General features: G+C 63.5%; 15 protein-coding genes. 7 read left to right on the plus strand and 8 right to left on the minus strand.

The genetic code is table 11. The annotated features are described in order from the left end of the window. The first annotated feature begins 31 nt into the window (after positions 1 to 31). Positions 32 to 2,371: an ATP-dependent Clp protease ATP-binding subunit ClpA gene (clpA, locus tag LZ016_RS07445; protein WP_241446765.1), complete on the plus strand. Its 2,340-nt coding sequence runs from the start codon at positions 32 to 34 to the stop codon at positions 2,369 to 2,371. A gap of 46 nt (positions 2,372 to 2,417) precedes the next feature. Here the strand turns inward: clpA and LZ016_RS07450 are convergent, their stop codons facing one another. The 3 genes from LZ016_RS07450 to LZ016_RS07460 form a co-directional block, all read right to left on the minus strand. Continuing rightward, positions 2,418 to 3,635, minus strand: a complete 1,218-nt coding sequence (locus LZ016_RS07450) for an NAD-dependent formate dehydrogenase (protein ID WP_241446766.1) — start codon at positions 3,633 to 3,635, stop codon at positions 2,418 to 2,420. Positions 3,636 to 3,771: 136 nt separating this feature from the next. Beyond that, the gene (locus LZ016_RS07455) at positions 3,772 to 4,317 is read right to left on the minus strand and encodes an SRPBCC family protein (protein ID WP_241446767.1); all 546 of its coding nucleotides are present in this window, start codon (positions 4,315 to 4,317) and stop codon (positions 3,772 to 3,774) included. Then, complete coding sequence (locus LZ016_RS07460; RefSeq protein ID WP_241446768.1) at positions 4,310 to 4,651, minus strand: ArsR/SmtB family transcription factor; 342 nt, start codon at positions 4,649 to 4,651, stop codon at positions 4,310 to 4,312. The genes LZ016_RS07455 and LZ016_RS07460 overlap by 8 nt, the downstream gene beginning before the upstream one ends. A gap of 134 nt (positions 4,652 to 4,785) precedes the next feature. On the opposite strand from LZ016_RS07460, the gene LZ016_RS07465 reads away from it, so the two are divergent. From LZ016_RS07465 to LZ016_RS07480, 4 genes are all read left to right on the plus strand, one after another. Beyond that, on the plus strand, positions 4,786 to 6,897 hold the full coding sequence (locus LZ016_RS07465) for an alpha/beta hydrolase family protein (RefSeq protein WP_241446769.1): 2,112 nt from the start codon (positions 4,786 to 4,788) through the stop codon (positions 6,895 to 6,897). 87 nt (positions 6,898 to 6,984) lie between these two features. Then, complete coding sequence (locus LZ016_RS07470; protein ID WP_241446770.1) at positions 6,985 to 8,664, plus strand: M28 family metallopeptidase; 1,680 nt, start codon at positions 6,985 to 6,987, stop codon at positions 8,662 to 8,664. Continuing rightward, positions 8,661 to 9,167 carry a CinA family protein gene (locus LZ016_RS07475; RefSeq protein WP_241446771.1) on the plus strand — a complete coding sequence of 169 codons (507 nt, stop codon included), beginning with the start codon at positions 8,661 to 8,663 and terminating at the stop codon, positions 9,165 to 9,167. The genes LZ016_RS07470 and LZ016_RS07475 overlap by 4 nt, the downstream gene beginning before the upstream one ends. A 38-nt stretch (positions 9,168 to 9,205) precedes the next feature. Continuing rightward, positions 9,206 to 9,847 carry a glutathione S-transferase family protein gene (locus LZ016_RS07480; protein ID WP_241446772.1) on the plus strand — a complete coding sequence of 214 codons (642 nt, stop codon included), beginning with the start codon at positions 9,206 to 9,208 and terminating at the stop codon, positions 9,845 to 9,847. 8 nt (positions 9,848 to 9,855) lie between these two features. Here LZ016_RS07480 and LZ016_RS07485 read toward each other — a convergent pair whose 3' ends face one another. Next, positions 9,856 to 10,722, minus strand: coding sequence for a dienelactone hydrolase family protein (locus tag LZ016_RS07485; protein WP_241446773.1), 867 nt, complete (start codon positions 10,720 to 10,722; stop codon positions 9,856 to 9,858). Positions 10,723 to 10,835: 113 nt separating this feature from the next. Further along, entirely contained in the window at positions 10,836 to 11,561 is a 726-nt protein-coding gene (locus tag LZ016_RS07490) for a Bax inhibitor-1/YccA family protein (RefSeq protein WP_241446774.1), read from the minus strand. 162 nt (positions 11,562 to 11,723) lie between these two features. Here LZ016_RS07490 and LZ016_RS07495 point away from each other — a divergent pair, with 162 nt between their 5' ends. After that, the gene (locus LZ016_RS07495) at positions 11,724 to 12,716 is read left to right on the plus strand and encodes a glycosyltransferase (protein ID WP_241446775.1); all 993 of its coding nucleotides are present in this window, start codon (positions 11,724 to 11,726) and stop codon (positions 12,714 to 12,716) included. Here LZ016_RS07495 and LZ016_RS07500 read toward each other — a convergent pair. Then, positions 12,631 to 13,536 (minus strand): glycosyltransferase family 2 protein, encoded by a 906-nt coding sequence (locus LZ016_RS07500; protein ID WP_241446776.1) that lies wholly within the window; start codon positions 13,534 to 13,536, stop codon positions 12,631 to 12,633. The two genes, LZ016_RS07495 and LZ016_RS07500, sit on opposite strands and share 86 nt — an antisense overlap. Positions 13,537 to 13,639: 103 nt before the next feature. Between LZ016_RS07500 and thpR the strand changes: the two genes are divergently transcribed. After that, positions 13,640 to 14,173: an RNA 2',3'-cyclic phosphodiesterase gene (gene thpR / locus LZ016_RS07505; protein WP_241446777.1), complete on the plus strand. Its 534-nt coding sequence runs from the start codon at positions 13,640 to 13,642 to the stop codon at positions 14,171 to 14,173. Positions 14,174 to 14,243: 70 nt separating this feature from the next. Here thpR and LZ016_RS07510 read toward each other — a convergent pair whose 3' ends face one another. Next, a complete protein-coding gene (locus LZ016_RS07510; RefSeq protein WP_241446778.1) occupies positions 14,244 to 16,295 on the minus strand; it encodes a M13 family metallopeptidase in 2,052 nt (683 codons plus the stop codon). A 105-nt stretch (positions 16,296 to 16,400) separates the two neighbouring features. Continuing rightward, entirely contained in the window at positions 16,401 to 18,893 is a 2,493-nt protein-coding gene (locus LZ016_RS07515; protein WP_241446779.1) for a glycoside hydrolase family 9 protein, read from the minus strand. Positions 18,894 to 18,909: the final 16 nt, after the last annotated feature.

Consider the following 18,909-nt stretch of genomic DNA (forward strand, 5'->3'; position numbering starts at 1 on the left):
TTCCGGGGATCCGGGCAGGAGTAAAATCTAAATGCCCAGTTTCGCTCGCGAACTCGAACAGACGCTTCACAATGCGCTGGCCGAAGCCAGCCGGCGCAGACACGAGTATGCGACTCTAGAACATCTTCTCATCGCCCTGATCGACGACGAGCATGCGTCGAAGGTCATGACCGCCTGCGGCGTCAGCAGGGACGAGCTTCGCGCTTCCGTGAAGCATTATCTCGACAATGAGCTTGGGGCCCTGGTCGCCGACACCGGCACCGACCCAACTCCGACAAGCGGATTCCAGCGCGTCGTCCAGCGCGCGATCCTGCACGTGCAGTCGTCCGGCCGCGATGAGGTGACCGGCGCGAACGTACTCGTCGCTCTCTTCTCGGAGCGCGAGAGCTATGCGGTCTATTTCCTGCAGCAGCAGGACATGAGCCGTCTAGATGCTGTGACCTACATCAGCCACGGGGTCGGCAAGGGCGAGGCCGCTGCCGAGCCGCGTGAAGTCGGCGGCACCGAGGAGAAAAGCGGTGAGAAGGAGGGCAAGAAGGAATCTGCCCTCAAGCAGTTCACCGTCGACCTCAACGAGAAGGCCCGCGCCGGCAAGGTCGATCCACTGATCGGCCGCAGCGCCGAAGTGGACCGCACGGTGCAAATCCTCTGCCGCCGGTCGAAGAACAATCCGCTCTACGTGGGCGACCCGGGCGTCGGTAAGACCGCGATCGCCGAGGGCCTCGCGCGCAAGATCATCGAGGGTGACGTTCCAGACGTCCTGAAGCCGGCAACGATTTATGCTCTCGACATGGGCGCGCTGCTTGCCGGCACGCGCTATCGCGGCGACTTCGAGGAGCGCCTGAAGAGCGTCGTCTCCGAACTGGAGAAGATGCCTCACGCCATCCTCTTCATCGACGAGATCCACACCGTCATCGGTGCGGGCGCGACCTCGGGCGGCGCGATGGACGCTTCGAACCTGCTCAAGCCGGCGCTGTCCTCGGGCGCGATCCGCTGCATCGGGTCGACGACCTACAAGGAGTTCCGCAACCACTTCGAGAAGGACCGGGCCCTGCTCCGGCGCTTCCAGAAGATCGATGTGAACGAGCCGACGGTCGAGGACACCATCAAGATCATCGCCGGCCTGCGGTCGTCCTTTGAGGGCCACCACAACGTGCGCTACACGACCGACGCCATCAAGTCGGCGGTCGAGCTCAGCGCGCGGTACATCCATGACCGCAAGCTGCCGGACAAGGCGATCGACGTGATCGACGAAGTCGGCGCGATGCAGATGCTGGTTCCGCCGAGCCGCCGGAAGAAGGTCATCACGACCAAGGAGATCGAGGCCGTGGTCGCGACCATGGCGCGCATCCCTCCGAAGTCCGTGTCGACCGACGACAAGCGCGTCCTCGAGAATCTCGAGGCAGACCTGAAGCGGGTTGTGTTCGGACAGGACCTGGCGATCGAGAAGCTGTCGTCGGCCATCAAGCTCTCGCGCGCCGGCCTTCGCGAGCCCGACAAGCCGATCGGCAACTATCTGTTCTCGGGTCCGACCGGCGTCGGCAAGACCGAGGTCGCGCGCCAGCTCGCGTCCGTCCTCGGCATTCCGCTCCAGCGTTTCGACATGTCGGAATATATGGAACGGCACTCGGTCAGCCGCCTGATCGGCGCGCCTCCGGGCTATGTCGGCTACGACCAAGGCGGTCTTCTTACCGATGCGGTCGACCAGCATCCGCACAGCGTGCTGCTGCTCGACGAGATCGAGAAGGCGCACCCGGACCTGTTCAACATCCTCCTGCAGGTGATGGACAACGGAAAGCTAACCGACCACCACGGCAAGACGGTCGATTTCAGGAACACCATCCTGATCATGACCACGAACGCCGGCGCGGCCGACATGGCACGTGAGTCGATCGGCTTCGGCGCAGCCACCCGCGAGGATGCGCAGGAGGACGCGGTCAAGAAGATGTTCACGCCGGAATTCCGTAACCGGCTGGATGCGATCGTGCCCTTTGCCTACCTGCCGCCGGCCGTCGTGGCCCGCGTCGTCGACAAGTTCATCCTGCAGCTGGAGCTGCAGCTTGCCGACCGCGGCGTCCACATCGAGCTGGACGACGAGGCGCGGACCTGGCTCACCGACCGCGGCTACGACAGGCTCTACGGCGCTCGTCCGATGGCTCGGCTGGTGCAGGAGAAGATCAAGCAGCCGCTCGCGGAAGAGCTGCTGTTCGGCAAGCTGGTCAACGGCGGCGAGGTGAAGGTCCGCATCAGGGACAATGCTCCGACGTTCGAGATCGTGCCTGCCGCTCCGAAGCCGTCCAAGTCGAAGGCCAAGGCGGCCGCCAAGCCGAAGGCTACGACGAAGCCGAAGGGCGACGCTACGACCGAATAGACATAAGCTAACGAACTCCAGGGCCCGCTTCGGCGGGCCCTTCTTGTTAGGCCCGCAAGGGATTCGGAACCTGGAAGCGCGCCGCTTCCTCCGAACCCTTTGTCGCATCGCCCTCGCTGTAGCTGTGCGCTCCCGCGCCGGCCAGGTGACCGCCGTGAACGATCAAATACTCCTCCCGAATGGGACGCCCTTCCAGGAAGCATTCCAGGATCTCGCGAGTGCCGGCAGCGTAGCGCGCCTGCGCCGACAGCGACGTCCCGGAGATGTGCGGCGTCATTCCCTGATGAGGCATAGTTCTCCAGGGATGGTCTCGCGGCGCGGGCTGCGGAAACCAGACATCTCCCGCGTATCCAGCAAGATGACCGCTCTTCAGTGCCGCGGCGACGGCGTCGCGATTGACGACCTTTCCGCGCGCCGTGTTCACCAGATAAGCGCCGCGCTTCATTCGGGCGAACATCGCATCATCGAACAGGTTCTCCGTTTCCGGATGTAACGGAGCATTGATCGTCACCACGTCGCAGTGCGGGACCATCTCCGCTGCGGACTCATGAAAAGTCAGGCCAAGCTCCTGCTCGACCTCCGGCGGCAGACGGTGCCGGTCGGTGTAGTGGAGATGCATGTCGAACGGCTTGAGCCGCCGCAGAACGGCCGATCCGATCCGTCCGGCTGCGACTGTACCGACGTGCATGCCTTCAACGTCGTAGGATCGTGACGCGCAATCGGCGATATCCCAGCCGCCCGCTTTCACCACTTCCCACGACGGAAGATAATTCCGAACTAGCGAAAGGATCATCATCACGACGTGTTCGGAGACGCTGATCGAGTTGCAGTAGGTCACTTCGGCAACGGTGATGCCGCGCTCGATCGCTGCCTGCAGATCGACGTGATCCGATCCGATCCCGGCCGTTATGGCGAGCTTCAAATTCTTGGCCTTGGCAACTCGTTCGGCGGTCAGATAGGCTGGCCAGAAAGGCTGCGAGATGACGACATCGGCGTCGACGAGTTCGTGCTCGAACCGGCTGTCCAGACCGTCCTTGTCCGCCGTAACGACGAACTGGTGCCCTGCAGCCTCCAGGAAGCGACGCAAGCCGAGTTCCCCTGAAACGCTTCCGAGCAGGTGTCCGGGCTGGAAGTCGATGGCTCTCGGGGTGGGTAGCGCCTGGCCGTCGGGGTAGCGCTCGATCTTCGGCAAGTCGTCGCGCGGATAGGTAGTCGGATAACCGTCGGCCGGGTCTTCGTAGAGAACGCAAAGAATCTTGGCCATTGCGAGTGCCTTTCGGTGGTCCTTGCGGGAACGGCACTCGGATACGCACGGGACGTTCGCCGGCGGGTGGTAGGCACGCGTAGTCCTACCACTTTCCGCCGGCCCGGGCACGATGGCCGGAAGCGATGCGCTCGGATCAGCCCTCCAGCGCTTCCTTCACCGCTTCTCGCGATTGCGCGTGAAGCTCCCAGAAGTTGCGGATGCTCCGACCTGCCAGGCGCTCCTCGAGAACGGTCAGATGCGAGTTCCAGCCGCTTCCGAAATCCTGGAAGCCCGTCGGGCTCTCGATGCCGCTGTGCGTTACGACCAGCCGGGTGCGTTCGCCCTCCGGCTTCAGCTCGTAGGTGACCGTCCCGTTCTTGCCGCCTTGGAACGTTGTTTCCAGTAACCGGGGCGGATCGAAGCGGAGGACCTTCTCGGACCAGGTGCGGCCTTTGAACTCGGCGTAGTTCTCCGGATAAGGCACGTCGTCGTCCGATAGATTATCGTGGTCGTTGAGCAGCTCGAAGTCCCTGTCCGGCCGCGCATCGGTACCGCCCATGAACCATTGCGAGCGAAGATCGGCCTCGGTGAGATAGCGCCAGACCTTCTCGGCAGGCGCATCGAGGACTCGTTCGAGGCGAATGGCGTTCGGGGCGATCTTTTTGAGGGGCGCCCGGACCTGCGCGGTGGCTTCAGTCATTTCGTTTCTCCTTCTGCTTGTCGGCTTCGAGCAGCGCTTCGAGGCGATCGAGGCGTCCACTCCAGAACTTCTCCCACTGCCTGAGCCAGCGCTCCGCTTCCTCGAGCGGCTTGGCTTCGATGCGGATGACGTGCGTGCGGCCGATCTTGCGGCGGGCGATGAGGCCCGCCTCTTCGAGCACCTTCACGTGCTTGGACGCGCCGGCGAAGCTCATGTCGAAGGGGCTTGCCAGCTCTCCGATCGATTTCTCGCCAAGCGCGAGGCTCGCGAGCATGCCCCGCCGCGTGGGATCGGCGAGAGCGTGGAACGTCATGTCGAGTCGATTTTCAACCATATGGTTTAATTAATTCTGCCGCGATCATTGTCAACCGTTCGGTTGAATTATGCTCGTCGAACCGTCGATAAGGTGCTTGTCGGACGCGCCGGGAAGTTGAATCGTGCGCGCCTCAATCGAGGGGAGCTTTTTTGATGCGTCTTTCCCGTTCGCTTGCGCCGTTGGCGCTCCTGCTTTCTGCGACCAGCCTCAATACGCCGGCCTCCGCTGCGCCTGCCACTGCGCCGAGCCGCCATTTGACTGGCTCCGACCTATTCAACCTCGAGGTCGCGACCGATCCGCAGATCAGCCCGGACGGAAAGACGATCGCCTACGTCCGCAAGTCTAACGACATCATGACGGACAATGCCCGCTCGACGATCTGGCTGATCGATGTCGCGTCGGGGCAGCAGCGGCCGCTTCTCGCAGGTTCCGGTTCCTATTTCTCGCCGCGCTGGTCGAGGGACGGCAGCCGCCTCGCCTATGTCGCGGCAGAGGGCGGCGCACCGCAGCTCTTCGTGCGCTGGATGGCGAACGGCGAGAGCGCCCGCATCACGGGCCTTCCTGACAGTCCCGACAGCATTGCTTGGTCGCCGGATGGACAGCGCATCGCCTATTCTATGTTCGTGCCCGACGACGGGCCGAAGCTCGGACAGGCGCCGGCCAAGCCTGAAGGCGCCAAGTGGGCCGATCCCCTGCAGGTCATCGACGCCATCACCTATCGCTTCGACGGGGCCGGGTATTTCAAGCCCGGATACCAGCAAATTTTCTGGGTACCGGCCGACGGCGGTGCACCGACACAGCTCACGTTTGGGCCGACTAACGCAGGCGCTCAGGTTTCCTGGACGCCGGACAGCCGCTCCGTGATCTTCAGCGCAAACCTCAACAAGGACTGGGACCGCAACCTCAACGAGTCGGAAGTCTATCGCGTGAGCATTGATGGCGGCACGCCGGTCGCGCTCACCACGCGCAAGGGACCGGATGCCTCACCCATCGTTTCGCCTGACGGAAAGCTCATCGCCTATGTCGGCTATGACGAGAGCGGCAAAGCCTACGACGATACCAAGCTCTACGTCATGAACCTCAACGGCTCGGGCGCGCGCGCCCTGACTGGCGGGTTCGACCGGGCGGTGAACAATCCGGTGTGGAGCGCTGACGGACGGTCTGTCTACGTCCTGTACGACGAGCACGGCAGCAACCGCGTCGCGCGTGTCGGGCTCGACGGCTCCGTCCGCGACGTCGCTTCGGGTCTCACCGGCAGCGGCCTCGACCGGCCCTACAGCGGCGGCGAGTTCACGGTGTCGCGGGACGGCAGGATTGCGGTCACGGCGGGAGACCCGTCGCGCCCGTCGGACATCGCGATCGCATCGGGCGGGTCGCTACGGCGGCTGACGCGCCTCAACGACAGCAGTCTCGGTGCCAAGGTCCTTGGGGAAGTCACCAAGCTCCCCGTAACCTCGTCCTTCGACCAGCGGCCGATCGACGCGTGGATGGTGATGCCGCCCGATTACGATCCCAGCAAGAAGTATCCGTTGATCTTGGAAATCCACGGGGGACCCTGGTCAGCCTATGGGCCCACCTTCTCGACGGACGATCAGTTGTACGCCTCGGCCGGCTATGTCGTTCTTTACGCGAACCCGCGCGGCTCAACCTCCTACGGGCAGGCCTTCGCCGACGAGATCGACAAGAACTACCCGAGCCATGACTATGACGACCTGATGAGCGCCGTGGACGCGGCAATCGCGACGGGCCGTGTCGATCCGAACAATCTGTTCGTGACGGGCGGATCGGGCGGCGGCGTGTTGACCGCCTGGATTGTCGGCAAGACCGATCGCTTTCGCGGCGCAGCGACGCAGAAGCCGGTCATCGAGCTCGCGAGCTTCGCACTGACGACCGACTTCGCCGCGGCCTTCTCGCCGGGTTGGCGCAAAGAGCGTCCGTGGGAGGACCCGCAAGCCTATTGGAAATATTCGCCGCTCAGCCTCGTCGGCAACGTGAAGACGCCGACGCTCGTCGTGGTCGGAAGCGAGGACTTCCGCACGCCGGTCAGCCAGGCGGAGCAATATTATACGGCTCTCCAGCTGCGCGGCATTCCGACGGCGCTGGTGAAAGTGCCTGGCGCGAGCCACGGCGGCATCGCCGCGCGGCCCTCGCAATCGGCGGCCAAAGCAAGCGCGATCCTCGCCTGGTTCGAGCGCTATCGGCAGAAGCCTGCGGCCACCACTGCCGACCTATCGAATGGGGCTTCCCCGGCGACCGCTCGCTAACTAGTCCACTCCTGCAACCTATTCGGCGGCTGGCCATTTCCTTGAGTCAGCCGCTGCAGCCCATCCGCGACTCTGGGGAGAGAGATTTTGAAGACATTCCGTTGGCTCGCTGGCAGCGCCCTCGCGCTGGTAGCCGTTCCGCTGCTTGCCGCACCGACCGGCACCTTCAGCCCGCAGCGCCTGTCGCAGCACGTGCAGACGCTCGGCTCCGACGCCTTCGAAGGCCGCGGCGTCAACACGCGCGCCGAAACCAAGACCGTCGATTATATCGTCAGCCAGCTCCAGGCGGCGGGCGTCCAGCCAGGTGGCGACTTGGTGAACGGCCAGCGCAAGTGGACTCAGGACGTACCGCTATTTCAGTCCGACATCGTCGGCACGCCGCAGCTCTCGCTCAACCTCGGCAACGGCCAGAGAATCGCGCTGACGCAAGGCGAGCAGATTGCCGTGCGTAGCCCGAGCAACGGCCAGACCACGGTCAACCTCGCCAATGCCCCGCTCCTGTTCGTTGGCTACGGCGTGACCGCGCCGGAGCGGAACTGGGATGACTTCAAGGGCCAGGACGTGCGCGGCAAGCTGCTCGTCGTTCTCGTCAACGACCCGGACTTCGAAGGTGGCGAAGGCGACTTCGGCGGCAAGGCGATGACCTATTACGGCCGCTGGACGTACAAATATGAGGAAGCCGCTCGCAAAGGTGCGGCCGGCGTCCTGATCGTCCACGAGACCGCCCCCGCCTCCTACGGCTGGAACACGGTCAAGAATTCCAACACGAACACCATGTTCGACATCGTTCGCCAGAATCCGGCGAGCGAGCACACGGCGTTCGAAAGCTGGATCCAGCGCCCGCTGGCGGAGCAGATCTTCGCGGCGTCGGGCCTGAACTTCGACCAGGCGAAGGCGCAGGCGAAGCTTCGTGGTTTCCAGCCCATCCCGCTGAAGGCGACGCTGAGCGCCAACGTGCAGGCGAAGACGGAGACGATCACGTCGCACAACGTCGTCGGCATCCTGCCCGGCAAGAAGCATCCGGATGAGACGGTGATCTACACCGCGCACTGGGATCACCTGGGCATCGGCAAGCCGGACGCGAACGGCGACAACATCTACAACGGCGCCCTCGATAACTCGACGGGCATCTCGCACTTGATCGAGCAGGCGCGCGCCTTCGCGAAGGGTCCGCGCCCGGATCGTTCGGTCGTTTTCCTTGCGGTGACGGCCGAGGAGAAAGGCCTGCTCGGCTCCGAATATTATGCGGCGAACCCGCTCTATCCGCTCGCCAAGACGGTCGGCGTCCTCAACACCGACTCGATGGGCGTGTGGGGTCCGGCCAAGAACTTCAGCATCTCCGGGACGGCGAAGCTCGGCCTGCTCGATGACCTGATCGCGGAGGGCAAGACGCAGGGCCGGTACTTCACCGCCGATCCACATCCGGAAAGCGGCGGCTTCTACCGATCCGACCACTTCTCCTTCGCCAAGGTCGGCGTGCCGGCGATCAGCTTCAAATCGGGCAACGACCTGGTGAACGGCGGCACGGCCCGCGGGGAGGCGATTGCTCGCGACTACACCGCCAAGCGCTACCACCAGCCCGACGACGAGTATCAGCCGGACTGGGATTTCCGTGGCCAGGCCGAGGATGCGCAGCTTCTGCACATGGTCGGTGAGCGTCTGGCGAACTCGCGCGAATGGCCGAACTGGTCGTCCGACAGCGAATTCCGCGCGACCCGCGACCAGAGCGGTGCCGAGCGGGCGGGCGCCGGCGGAGAACGCGGTTGAGCGAAACTCTCGAGCCTGCTCTTCCGGATCATCTGGACGAGCAGGCCGAACGCCTGATGCACAGCCTTTGCGACCGTGATCTGACGGTCGCGACCGCGGAGAGCTGCACCGGCGGAATGCTCGCCGCCTTGCTCACCGACATCGAAGGCGCCGGCCACGCCTTCGACCGCGGCTTCGTCACCTACAGCAAGGAGGCGAAGACCGACCTGCTCGGCATTCGGCGTGAATTGCTCGACCACAACGATGCCGTTTCGGAAACTGTTGCGCGGGCAATGGCCGAGGGGGCATTGGCGCGTTCGAAGGCAGAGATCGCCATCGGCGTCACTGGGTTCGCCGGTCCCGCCGCGGAGGGCTGTGAGGAGGGCCTGGTCCATTTCGCACTCGCCCGGCGCGGGCGAACAACCGTCCATCGGGTCGAGCATTTCGGTCCGATCGGCCGTGGCGCTATCAGGGTGAAGTCGCTCAAGGTCATGCTCGACATGCTTGAGCAATGCTTCGATTAGGAGTAGTTCCCGTTTTGTTCTGAACAGGGAGAACGGAAATGGCCGACCTCATCTTCTACACGAACCCGCAATCGCGTGGCCAAACGGTGCGCTGGATGCTGGAGGAGGTCGGCGCTCCCTACGACACCGAAATCCTCGGCTACGGCACGAGCATGAAGGAAGAGCCGTATCTGTCGGTCAATCCCATGGGGAAGGTTCCGGCGATCAGGCACAAGGGCAAGGTCGTCACCGAAGTCGCCGCGATCTGCTGCTATCTCGCCGACGCCTTCCCGGAGGCGCGGCTTGCGCCCCCGACTTCAGATCGGGCCGACTACTACCGCTGGATCTTCTTTACGTCTGGACCGATCGAGGCGGCGTTCAGCAACAAGGCCGCAGGCTGGGAGCCTACGCCCGAGCGCCAGCGCATGTTCGGCTATGGCAATTACGATCTGGCCATCAATACGCTCGAGAAGGCGCTGACCGGCCGGGAGTATATCGCTGCCGACCACTTCACGGCGGCGGACCTGTTCGTCGGCGCGAACGTCAACTTCATGCTCGCCTTCAACCTGCTCGAGCCGCGCGAAGTCTTCGTCGATTACGCGCGGCGGATGACCGATCGGGACGCGTATCGCCGCGCACAAGAGATCGACGGCAGGCTCATCGCCGAAATGCAGGCCCAGCAGGCACCTCAGCCCGCCTGACCCTCCCGTCAGCGCAGGCGCGCCCGGTACAATCGCAGCAGCTCAGCCCAGGCGCGTTCAGCAGCGGGCTCGTTGTAGGCTTGGCTTCCCGCCACGGTCCAGCCGTGGTCCGCAGGATAGACCTCAACCGTTGCCGGGCGCTTGGCGGCAGCGAACGCAGCCTTCAGCACTTCCTTCGCATCAGGCTGCTTCTCGTCGTCGTTGCGGGCGATGGCGACCAGGAAGTCGGCCTTGGTCTTGGGAATCAGCAGGTGCGGGCTGTTGGCGTCCTTCGTCACCAGGCCGCCGCCGTGGAAGCTTGCCACGGCACGGATGCGATTGGAGCGGACGGCTCCCGTGCGGAAGGCGAACGGGCCGCTGAAGCAATAGCCCTGGACGCCCGCGCCCTTCCGGCGATCGACCTGCTTCTGCTTGTCCAGGAACGCGAGGAACGCCGTCGCATCCGCGTCGACACGCGCGTCGGTCAGCGTGTCCTTCAGGCTCATGAGCTTGGCGCGGTCTTCCGGCTTGTTGAAGTCGATGGGGCCGGTCACGACCGGCGCGCGCTGCGTCCGGTAGAAGGGGTTGGGCACCAGCACAGTGTAGCCCGATGCCGCTAGCCGCCGTCCCATGTCGCGAAAGACCGGCCGCAGCCCCAGGATATCCGGGAACATCAGGACGGCAGGCCAAGAGCCCGAACCGGCAGGGTGAAACAGCACCGCGTCGGCATGCCCGTCCGGCGTCGGCACGGTGACGTCAGTTTCGACGACCTCGGCCGCGAAGGCCATCCCCGGCAAGCCCGCCGCGGCTGCAGCTGAAGTGATTGTCAGGACGGCCGAGCGGCGCGTGAACGAGGCATCGACGATGAAACTCCGGTCATTGTCACTGTCGCACATGGAACGACTCCTTTGATACCGGTTCTGCGGCTCGCTCTTCGCAGTTGGACGCCCAAACGAAAAGGGCCGGCGGATCGCTCCCCCGGCCCTTCCCTCTCTCGTGTCGCTATTGCTTAGCGGCGGTCACCCATGAACCTCAGCAGGAACATGAACATGTTCACGAAGTCGAGGTACAGGTTCAGCGCGCCCATGATCACGACTTTGCCCATCATGTCGCTGCCCGCGACGTAGGCGTACATGCTCTTGATCTTCTGCGTATCGTAGGCGGTCAGGCCCGCGAACAGCAGCACGCCGATGGCGCTAATGGCCAAGTCCATCGCCGGCGAGCGAAGGAACAGGTTGATCAGCATCGCGACAAGGAGCCCGATGACGCCCATGATCAGGAACGTGCCGAAGCCGCTCAGGTCGCGCTTAGTCGTGTAGCCGTAGATGCTGAGACCAAGGAAACCGGCCGCCACCGCGAAGAAGGTCTGCGCGATCGACACCCCGGTGTAGACCAGGAAGATCGAGGACATCGACAGGCCCATCGCGAAGGCGAAGGCCCAGAAGAGCATCTGGAGTGTGCCCGTCGACATGCGGTTGAGGCCGAAGCTCATCGCCATGACGAAGCCGAGCGGCGCCAGGATGATCACCCACTGCAGCGGCGTTCCGAGCACTTGCGCGGCAAAACCGGAGTTGGCGAACAGCAAGGCGACGATGCCGGTCAGCAGCACGCCCGAAGCCATGTAGTTGTAAACCGACAGCATGTAGGACCGGAGGCCCGCATCGCGGGCGGCGCGCGGAACGCCTACCGTAGCGGCATTCACGCCGGTCGTGCGCGGGTCAAACTGGTTCTGCATTTCATCTCCTTTGTGGCGGACAAGAGGCCCGTCACTCACGGAATATCGTGAATGGCTGAATTGCTTTCAAGCAAAACCGGACATGGAAGCTTACGAGGAACGGTTGACGTCGATTATACTTGTATCGCCATGGCCAGCCGCCGCTCCGAAAACCTCCCGCCCGTGACCATTGTCATCGAGTGGGAAAACGCCATCGATGTCGAGGACAAATGGACTGCCGCCGCCATGGCAGCGCTCGAGCAGGAGCTTGAAACGGCCGGCCCGAAAATGGCCCAAAAGCCGAGAGTTACCTACCTTTTCGACAAGAATTCAGTCGCACCCGGAACGATCGAAAGGGCGCTGGATAGCGCCGCGCCGAACATGGCCAAAGTCGCAGATCTGGAGATCGTTCCGACCGACGGACTGACCTACTACAAGCTCAAGAACTTCGGGATCGGCCGCGCGAAAACTAACATTTCGATCATGCTCGACAGCGATGCTGCCCCCCAGCCGGGGTGGCTCGAAGCGCTCCTGAAGCCCTTCTCAGACCCCGAAATCGTTGCGGTCGGGGGATTCACGGTGCTCGGTTACGACGATTTCTTGTCGAAGACTTTCGCTCTCAGCTGGATCTTCAACCTGCGCGATGAGCGGGAGAAGACGGAGAAGCGGCAGAAGATTCACGCCAACAATTGCGCGGTCAGGACGGCGTTCTTCCGCGAGCACTCCTTCCCCGATCTGCCGGCATTCAAGAAGCAATGCGGCTTCTGGCTGCGCGATCTGAGCGCCCAAGGCTTCAAGTTCGTCCGCACCGCGGATGCCATGACCATCCACGCCCCCCACCCCGGCTATCGCTTCCTTGCGTGGCGCGCTTGGACGATGGGGATGGATCGCGATTACCAAGCCTTCCAGACCGACACCCAGAGCAAAAGCGGCCGCATCGGCTTCGCCTTTGGCTTCTTCGGCAAGAAGGTTGGCAAGTCCTGGTCGCGGATCCTGAAGAAGGGGAAGAAGGTCGATCTGCCGGTGTGGCAGCGTCCGGCCGCGATGGCGGTCGCGCTCGGATTCTACGGGGTCGGCCTCGTCGGCGAGATCAAGAGCGCGCTGACCCGGGAGTTCGAGCCGATCCAGCCGCAGCCGCGCGAGACGCCATCGCGGAAAACCGTTGCCGCCGGATAGCGCGGCGGGCGAGCTCTTTCGTCCCGGAAGCGAAAAGGCTCGCCGTCTTCCGGCGTCCAAAGTGATCGATGATCATGGTGGCTTCGGTACGGACCTGGCTAAGCTGTCCCTGCCGCAGCAGGAGCAACACATGCCGCGTCAGGTCGCGCGAAATGCCGCTGCGATAGGCACGTTCTTCCACGTAGTTCGGGTGGCGAGCCGCGAGATCGAGTGTGGTCGGCACGAAGGTGGGATCGGCTGAAATTCCGTCGGCGGACCAATGCTTCACCCACAGGACTGCGTCCGTTGCCCCGCAGTTTGCGACCTCGCTCAGCCGGATCAGAAAATCCATGTCCTGGCGGCGCGTGACGTTCTCGTCGAACAGGCCCGCGCGAAAGGCTGCGTCTCGCCGAACCGTGATTGCGGATGTCGATTTCCAAAGCTCGCGACCGAAGAGTCGCCTGCGGAATTCGGATGTCGATGCAATCCGCGGATTGTACCGCGTCCGGGTCGAGCCAGGGGAGAATTTCACGAAGCTGTCCACGAGGACGTCGAGCTCGGGCCTTTGCTCGAACTCGGAAACGACCGTGGAGAGCTTGTGCGGCAGAAGAGCGTCGTCGCTGTCGAGGAAAGCCACCAGGTCGGAGCGCGCCGCGCGGATACCGGCATTACGGGCGGCGTTGCTTCCTGCATGTTCATCGAGCTCGATCACCCGCACATGCCCTTCGCCATACCCGCGAGCGACGTCCGCCGAGCCGTCGCTCGACCGGTCATCGACGACGATCAGCTCGAAGTCCTGCAAATCCTGCGACAGCACGCTGTCGATGGCGCGCGAAAGCACGCTGGACTGAAACGCGCGACAAAGATTCAACCTCGCGATTGAGGCCAATTCAATCGATACCTGAGCCAGTCTGAACAATCGGGAACTCACCTAGGTCCCTCTGATGCATCGCCTATTCGTCGCCATCCGTCCGCCGGAGGATGTCCGGGACGTCCTAGTCGACGCCATGGACGACAGTCCGGCGCTGCGCTGGGTCGGCGATGAGCAGCTTCATCTGACCCTGCGATTCATCGGTGAAGTGGACCGCCCGCTGGCGAACGACATCACTGCGGCCTTGGGTGCCATTCGCGCCCCGAAGTTCGAGCTTCGTGTTCGGGGGGTTGGCAAGTTCGAGCGCCGGAATGGCGGCGCGCTATGGGCAGCGGTGGAGCCTCGGGAGCCAGTCGTTGCCCTTGCGGCCAAGGTCGAACGAGCACTTCAGCAAGCCGGTCTCGACGCAGAGCACCGGGCGTTCGCGCCCCACATTACCCTCGCCCGCTGGAACCGCGGAAGTGGAGAGGCTGTGGAATCGTTCGTTCGCCGCAATTCAACACTCGCGTCCGACCCGTTCGAGATCGACAGCTTCATCCTCTACGAGAGTCACCTCTCGCGGCACGGCGCGCATTACGAGGAAGTCGCGAACTATGCGCTAACGTAAGCGGAAAGAATGCGCGGCCGAGGATGCTCAGCCGCGCACTCCCTCGACGATCCGGGCGAGCGGTCGCCGATTACCAAATGCGAACGCGCTGTTCCGGCGCGATGTAGAACTTGGAGTCCGGACCGATCCCGAACGCCGCGTACCAGGCGTCGAGGTTCCGGAGAGGTCCGATGACGCGGTACCGGCGGGGGCTGTGCGGGTCGGACGCGACCTGAGTCTTGATCGCATCGTCGCGCTGCTTGCCGCGCCATGCCTGCGCAAAGGCCAGGAAGAAGCGCTGGTCGCCCGTGAGCCCGTCGATCACCGGTGCCGGCTTCCCGTTCAGCGACATCTGATATGCAGTGTAGGCGACCTCCAGGCCGGACATGTCGCCGATATTCTCGCCCATGGTCAGGTCGCCATTGATGAACACGCCGGGCGCCGCCTCATAAGACGAGTATTGCTTTCCGAGAGCGTCCGTCAGCTTCTTGAAGCGCTCTGCGTCACCCTTGGTCCACCAGTCGCGGACGGCTCCGTTCTCGTCGACCTTGCGGCCCTGGTCGTCGAAGCCGTGCATGATCTCGTGCCCAATGATCGCGCCGGCCGCGCCGTAGTTCACGGCGGCGTCAGCCTGCGGATCGAAGAACGGGGGCTGCAGGATGCCGGCGGGGAAGACGATCTTGTTCTCGAGAAAGCCATTGTAGGCGTCGACCGTGGCCGGGCTCATCGCCCACTTCTTGCGGTCGACCGGCTTGTTGAGGTCGTCGAGCTGATAGTCCCATTCGAAGGCCGCGCTGCGCTTGATGTTACCGTAGAGGTCGTCGGGCTTCATGACGAGCTTCGAATAATCGCGGAACTTGGCGGGATAGCCGACCATCACGTCCATCCTGGCGAGCTTCGCAAGCGCCGCCTGCTTGGTCGCGTCCTCCATCCAGCTGTTGCCTTGGATGCGCTTCGCCGCCGCCCGCTTCAGGTTGGCGACCAACTCTTCCATCATCGTCTTGGACTGGGCCGGGAAGTAACGGTCGACGTAGGTCTTCCCGAGGAGCTCGCCGAGGCGCCCGTCGACCTCGCCGATGCCGCGGCGCCAACGCGGACGGAGCTCTTTCGCGCCGTTCAGGGCCTTCGTGAACTCGAACTTGCTGTCGACAAACCGCTTGGACAAATAATTCGAAGCCTGGTCAGCAACCTTGAAGCGCTCCCACGTTTTCAGCGTCTCGAGCGGCGTCTTCTCATAAAGCGCGGCCATCGCTTTCACCGCCGTATTGTCACCAACGATCATGTGCGGCGACAGAACCTTCGTCTCATGAAGATAGCCGTCCCAGTCGAACTGCGGCGCGTAGGCCTTCAGCTGCACGAGCGTCATCGGATTGTTGAGCTTGTCGATGTCCCGAAGGTCGGCCTGCGGCCACGAGATCTTAGCGATCTCGGTCTCGAACGCGAGCACCTGCTCCGCCGCCGCTGAGGCATTGGGCGTGCCGATCATGTCCAGGGTGCGCTGGATGTAGGCGCGATAGGCCTCGCGCTGCGGCTTGTACTTGTCCGTCAGGTAGTAATCGCGATCGGGCAGCCCCATTCCGGAGGTCGCCACGAAAGCGATGTTCATGGTTGGGTTCGCTGGATCCGGAAGGACGCCCAGTCCGAAAACGGTCGATCCGAACTCCCGCGCGGAGGCGGCCATGAAGTGCGTCATGTCCGCCTTCGACTTGATCGTGGCGACCCGATCCAAGTCGGCCTTAAGCGGAGACGCGTCGAGCTGCTCCAGCCGCGTCTCATCCATGTAGCTTGCGTAGAAGGCGCCTAGCTGGCTGTCTTTCGGAGCTCTTGTGACGATGGAGCGGAGCCGCTCCTGGTTGCGGTCGTTGACCTCTGATCCGACACCGTTCTGGGACTTGTCGGCAGGGATTTCGTTCTCGTCCATCCACTTGCCGCTTGCGTAGCGCTGGAAGTCGTCGCCCGGCTTCACGGACGTGTCACGCGTGGCGATGTCCACGCCCCAGGTGCCGTAGCGCACGACCTGCGGCTGGCTGCCGGTTGCAGCGGCAGCGCCTGATGTATTCTGCGCGACAGCCGGCACCGACGCGAGAATGCTTCCGGCAAGAACGATGGCGCCGAGGCGCAGCTTGGTCCGACCGATCATCATATCCCCCAAATCCTTGATTTGACGGGGCAACTTCGGCCGTCGACTCCTCAGCTTACAGCCGGCATCGACCAACGGTCGACTGCCGTCGATGAGATGCGGGCGGAGCTATGGATTCCTGGTCTCTTTCGCGCGCCTTTCGGCCAGCAGATCGAGCGCCGCATGAACGAGTGCCGAGTAAGTCGGCGTCATGTTTACGACATACTCATTCTCGCCCCAGAAGAACGGCCAGTCTTCGCTATTCTCCGGCAGGTCGGGCTTGATCACGAGCACGCCGGGTACCACTCCGCCAGCGATGAAGCTGAAGTCGGCGCGGTTGTTGCCGTAGGCGACCTCCTTGGAGACGGTGCCGACGCCGGACACGAATGACAGGTCCGAGCCTGGGTGTGTCCCCTGGATGTAGTTCAGCGCGGCGAACGCTGCCGAACCGTCGCTCAGGTCCGGAAACGTCTTGTGCACGAGATAATCGAGCAAGCCGTATTGCATTACCTGCCCGTTGCCCGCCCAGCCGCCTTCCGTGATCGGTACTCCGTAGGGGTTCGGGCGCGGCCACTGCTTTGCTTCGTTCGCTCGAAGCGCGACGATTTTCGCTCTTACCGCGGCTTGGTACGCTTGCGGCATCACCGGGACGGCCCGAAGCGCGTCGCCGATCACGACCGGATATTTGTCAGCCACCGTGGGCCAAAGCTGATCGACGGCTGCGGCGTACTCCGCGTCCTTCGTGGTCAGCAGAAGCTCAACCGCAGCCCCGAATTTTTCCGCTTCGACCGGTCCGCCGGTCGTGTTGCCGTGACTGAAGGTGAAGGGCGGATGCGACTGCTCGTCGGCCCAGATGCGCTTTGCATTCTCGAGGCACTTCGCGGCCAGGCGATCGTCGTAACCGCCGAGAACCCGAGCGGCCGCGGCCAGTGCCGCCGCCGAACCATAGTTGAGGGCGGAAGCGCGGCTAGTGAAGGCCCAGCGATCGTCCTTGGTCCCCACCCGAGCGTCCGTCTTGCTGGCGGCATCCCCGAGATGCGTATATTGGGCAACATCCGGCTCGACGATGCCATGGATCGCGAAGCCGACATTGTCCTGCTGCGCGAGCAATTGCAGCACGCCATGCTCGACCTGCTGCAGATAGTCCGGCTTCCCGTCCGGGACATGCATTTCGACCCGGCGGAGCTTCTGGTCGATGAGCGTTTCGTCCCGAACAGGGCGGTAGCGCTCGTACGTCTCGACCAGTTGCCTGATCACTGCGTATTGAGTCTGGGTCCGGATGTCGAAGTCACCGGCATCCAGCCACCCACCGCCAGCTAGTCCGGGAATGTGCTCGCCCGGCTTGTATTTCGTGTCGGTCGTGGATCCCTGCCGGTAGAGATCGATGTGCTCGTCATTGACCGGCGCCTGCAGCGCGTCGTCGCGATGAGACTCACCATGCCACACGCGATAGGCCTCATTGACCAGCATGTGGTCCATCTGGACGTTCATGTAGACGTCCAGACCAAGGTGCCACGCATCGGAGTAGACGTCGGGCGCTATGCGGAACGTCGCGGTCCTGGTCCCGCCATATTCGAGCCGGTAGATTCCGGATGTCCGGACGGATGAGAAATCGAACGTCCGGTAGTTGTAGCGGAGATATTTGCCCCAGGGCTTTGGTGCGGCAGTCAGTGCAACGGCTGAGCTCCCGTCGGCATTGATCCGAACGAGCTTCGCCTGGCCTCCGGCGGACGCGTTCGCGTCAAGCTCGATGACCGCGACCTTGCGTTGCTCCGGCGCGTAACCCAGTTGGCTGTGGCCGATGACCGGCGCTCGCACCCAAGTGGGATCGCTGCTCGCTTCGATCGTCCATTCGAGCGCCTTGCCGGTGCGCTGTGCGGGTAGAGCGCCGCGCAGAACGAACCAGCCATTGTTCGCCTGGTTTCGCCCGTCATACATGTCGATGGTCCCGCCATCCGACCGCAACGTCACCCGGTGAGCCTCGTCCTCGGGAGCGAGCACGATCGTCTGCCCGCTTGCAAGTGGAAGCGGTTCGGCACCCGGCCCGATGTCCCGGCCGCTCGATGGCTGCCTCGCTCCGCCTGCGGCCATGTTCGACGCGGGATGCAACGGGAACGTTCCGGCCGTTCCGCCTGCCATGAAGCTTTTGTGGAAGTAGGCGGACGGCTTGAATTCGAGGTTGAAGCCCGCCTTGCCGGCCAAGGCTTCCGGCAGAGGCTGGTCCAGTATCACCGAGACGGCAAGCGCCCTGCCTCGTGCCTCGGTGTGGATCCGATAGCGGAAACCAAAACTGGCATATTCGAGCAGGACATCGGTCGCGCCGGTCCTCGGATCGACCTTGCGCTCGACCATCCGGCCGATCCGGTCCCACTGCCCGGGCGTCGCGGACAGGCGCACGTCGCCGTTGGTGGCGATGCGGTTGCCGCGCTGGACGATTTCGACGCCGCTGATCTTGGAATCCGCGAACAGGCCATCGTACCAATTGTTGAACACGAGATAGTTCACGCCGCGCGCTTCCAGATAGCCCGCTGCGCTAGGTTTCAGATCCTGATCCGCGGCTCTCGCCGGCGTAATCAAGCAAAGCAGAACTGCCGCACTCAACAGCATACGCGTCTTCGGCATCGCTCTTCCCTGTAAC

Source organism: Sphingomonas telluris (genome assembly GCF_022568775.1).
Taxonomy (GTDB): Bacteria; Pseudomonadota; Alphaproteobacteria; order Sphingomonadales; family Sphingomonadaceae; genus Sphingomicrobium; species Sphingomicrobium telluris.

Coding starts and splice junctions, on each gene's coding strand:
- LZ016_RS07465 (WP_241446769.1), top strand. CDS start 4,786: ATGCGTCTTTCCCGTTCGCTTGCGCCGTTGGCGCTCCTGCTTTCTGCG.
- LZ016_RS07460 (WP_241446768.1), bottom strand. CDS start 4,651: ATGGTTGAAAATCGACTCGACATGACGTTCCACGCTCTCGCCGATCCC.
- LZ016_RS07480 (WP_241446772.1), top strand. CDS start 9,206: ATGGCCGACCTCATCTTCTACACGAACCCGCAATCGCGTGGCCAAACG.
- LZ016_RS07455 (WP_241446767.1), bottom strand. CDS start 4,317: ATGACTGAAGCCACCGCGCAGGTCCGGGCGCCCCTCAAAAAGATCGCC.
- clpA (WP_241446765.1), top strand. CDS start 32: ATGCCCAGTTTCGCTCGCGAACTCGAACAGACGCTTCACAATGCGCTG.
- LZ016_RS07490 (WP_241446774.1), bottom strand. CDS start 11,561: ATGCAGAACCAGTTTGACCCGCGCACGACCGGCGTGAATGCCGCTACG.
- LZ016_RS07510 (WP_241446778.1), bottom strand. CDS start 16,295: ATGATGATCGGTCGGACCAAGCTGCGCCTCGGCGCCATCGTTCTTGCC.
- LZ016_RS07450 (WP_241446766.1), bottom strand. CDS start 3,635: ATGGCCAAGATTCTTTGCGTTCTCTACGAAGACCCGGCCGACGGTTAT.
- thpR (WP_241446777.1), top strand. CDS start 13,640: ATGCATCGCCTATTCGTCGCCATCCGTCCGCCGGAGGATGTCCGGGAC.
- LZ016_RS07515 (WP_241446779.1), bottom strand. CDS start 18,893: ATGCCGAAGACGCGTATGCTGTTGAGTGCGGCAGTTCTGCTTTGCTTG.
- LZ016_RS07485 (WP_241446773.1), bottom strand. CDS start 10,722: ATGTGCGACAGTGACAATGACCGGAGTTTCATCGTCGATGCCTCGTTC.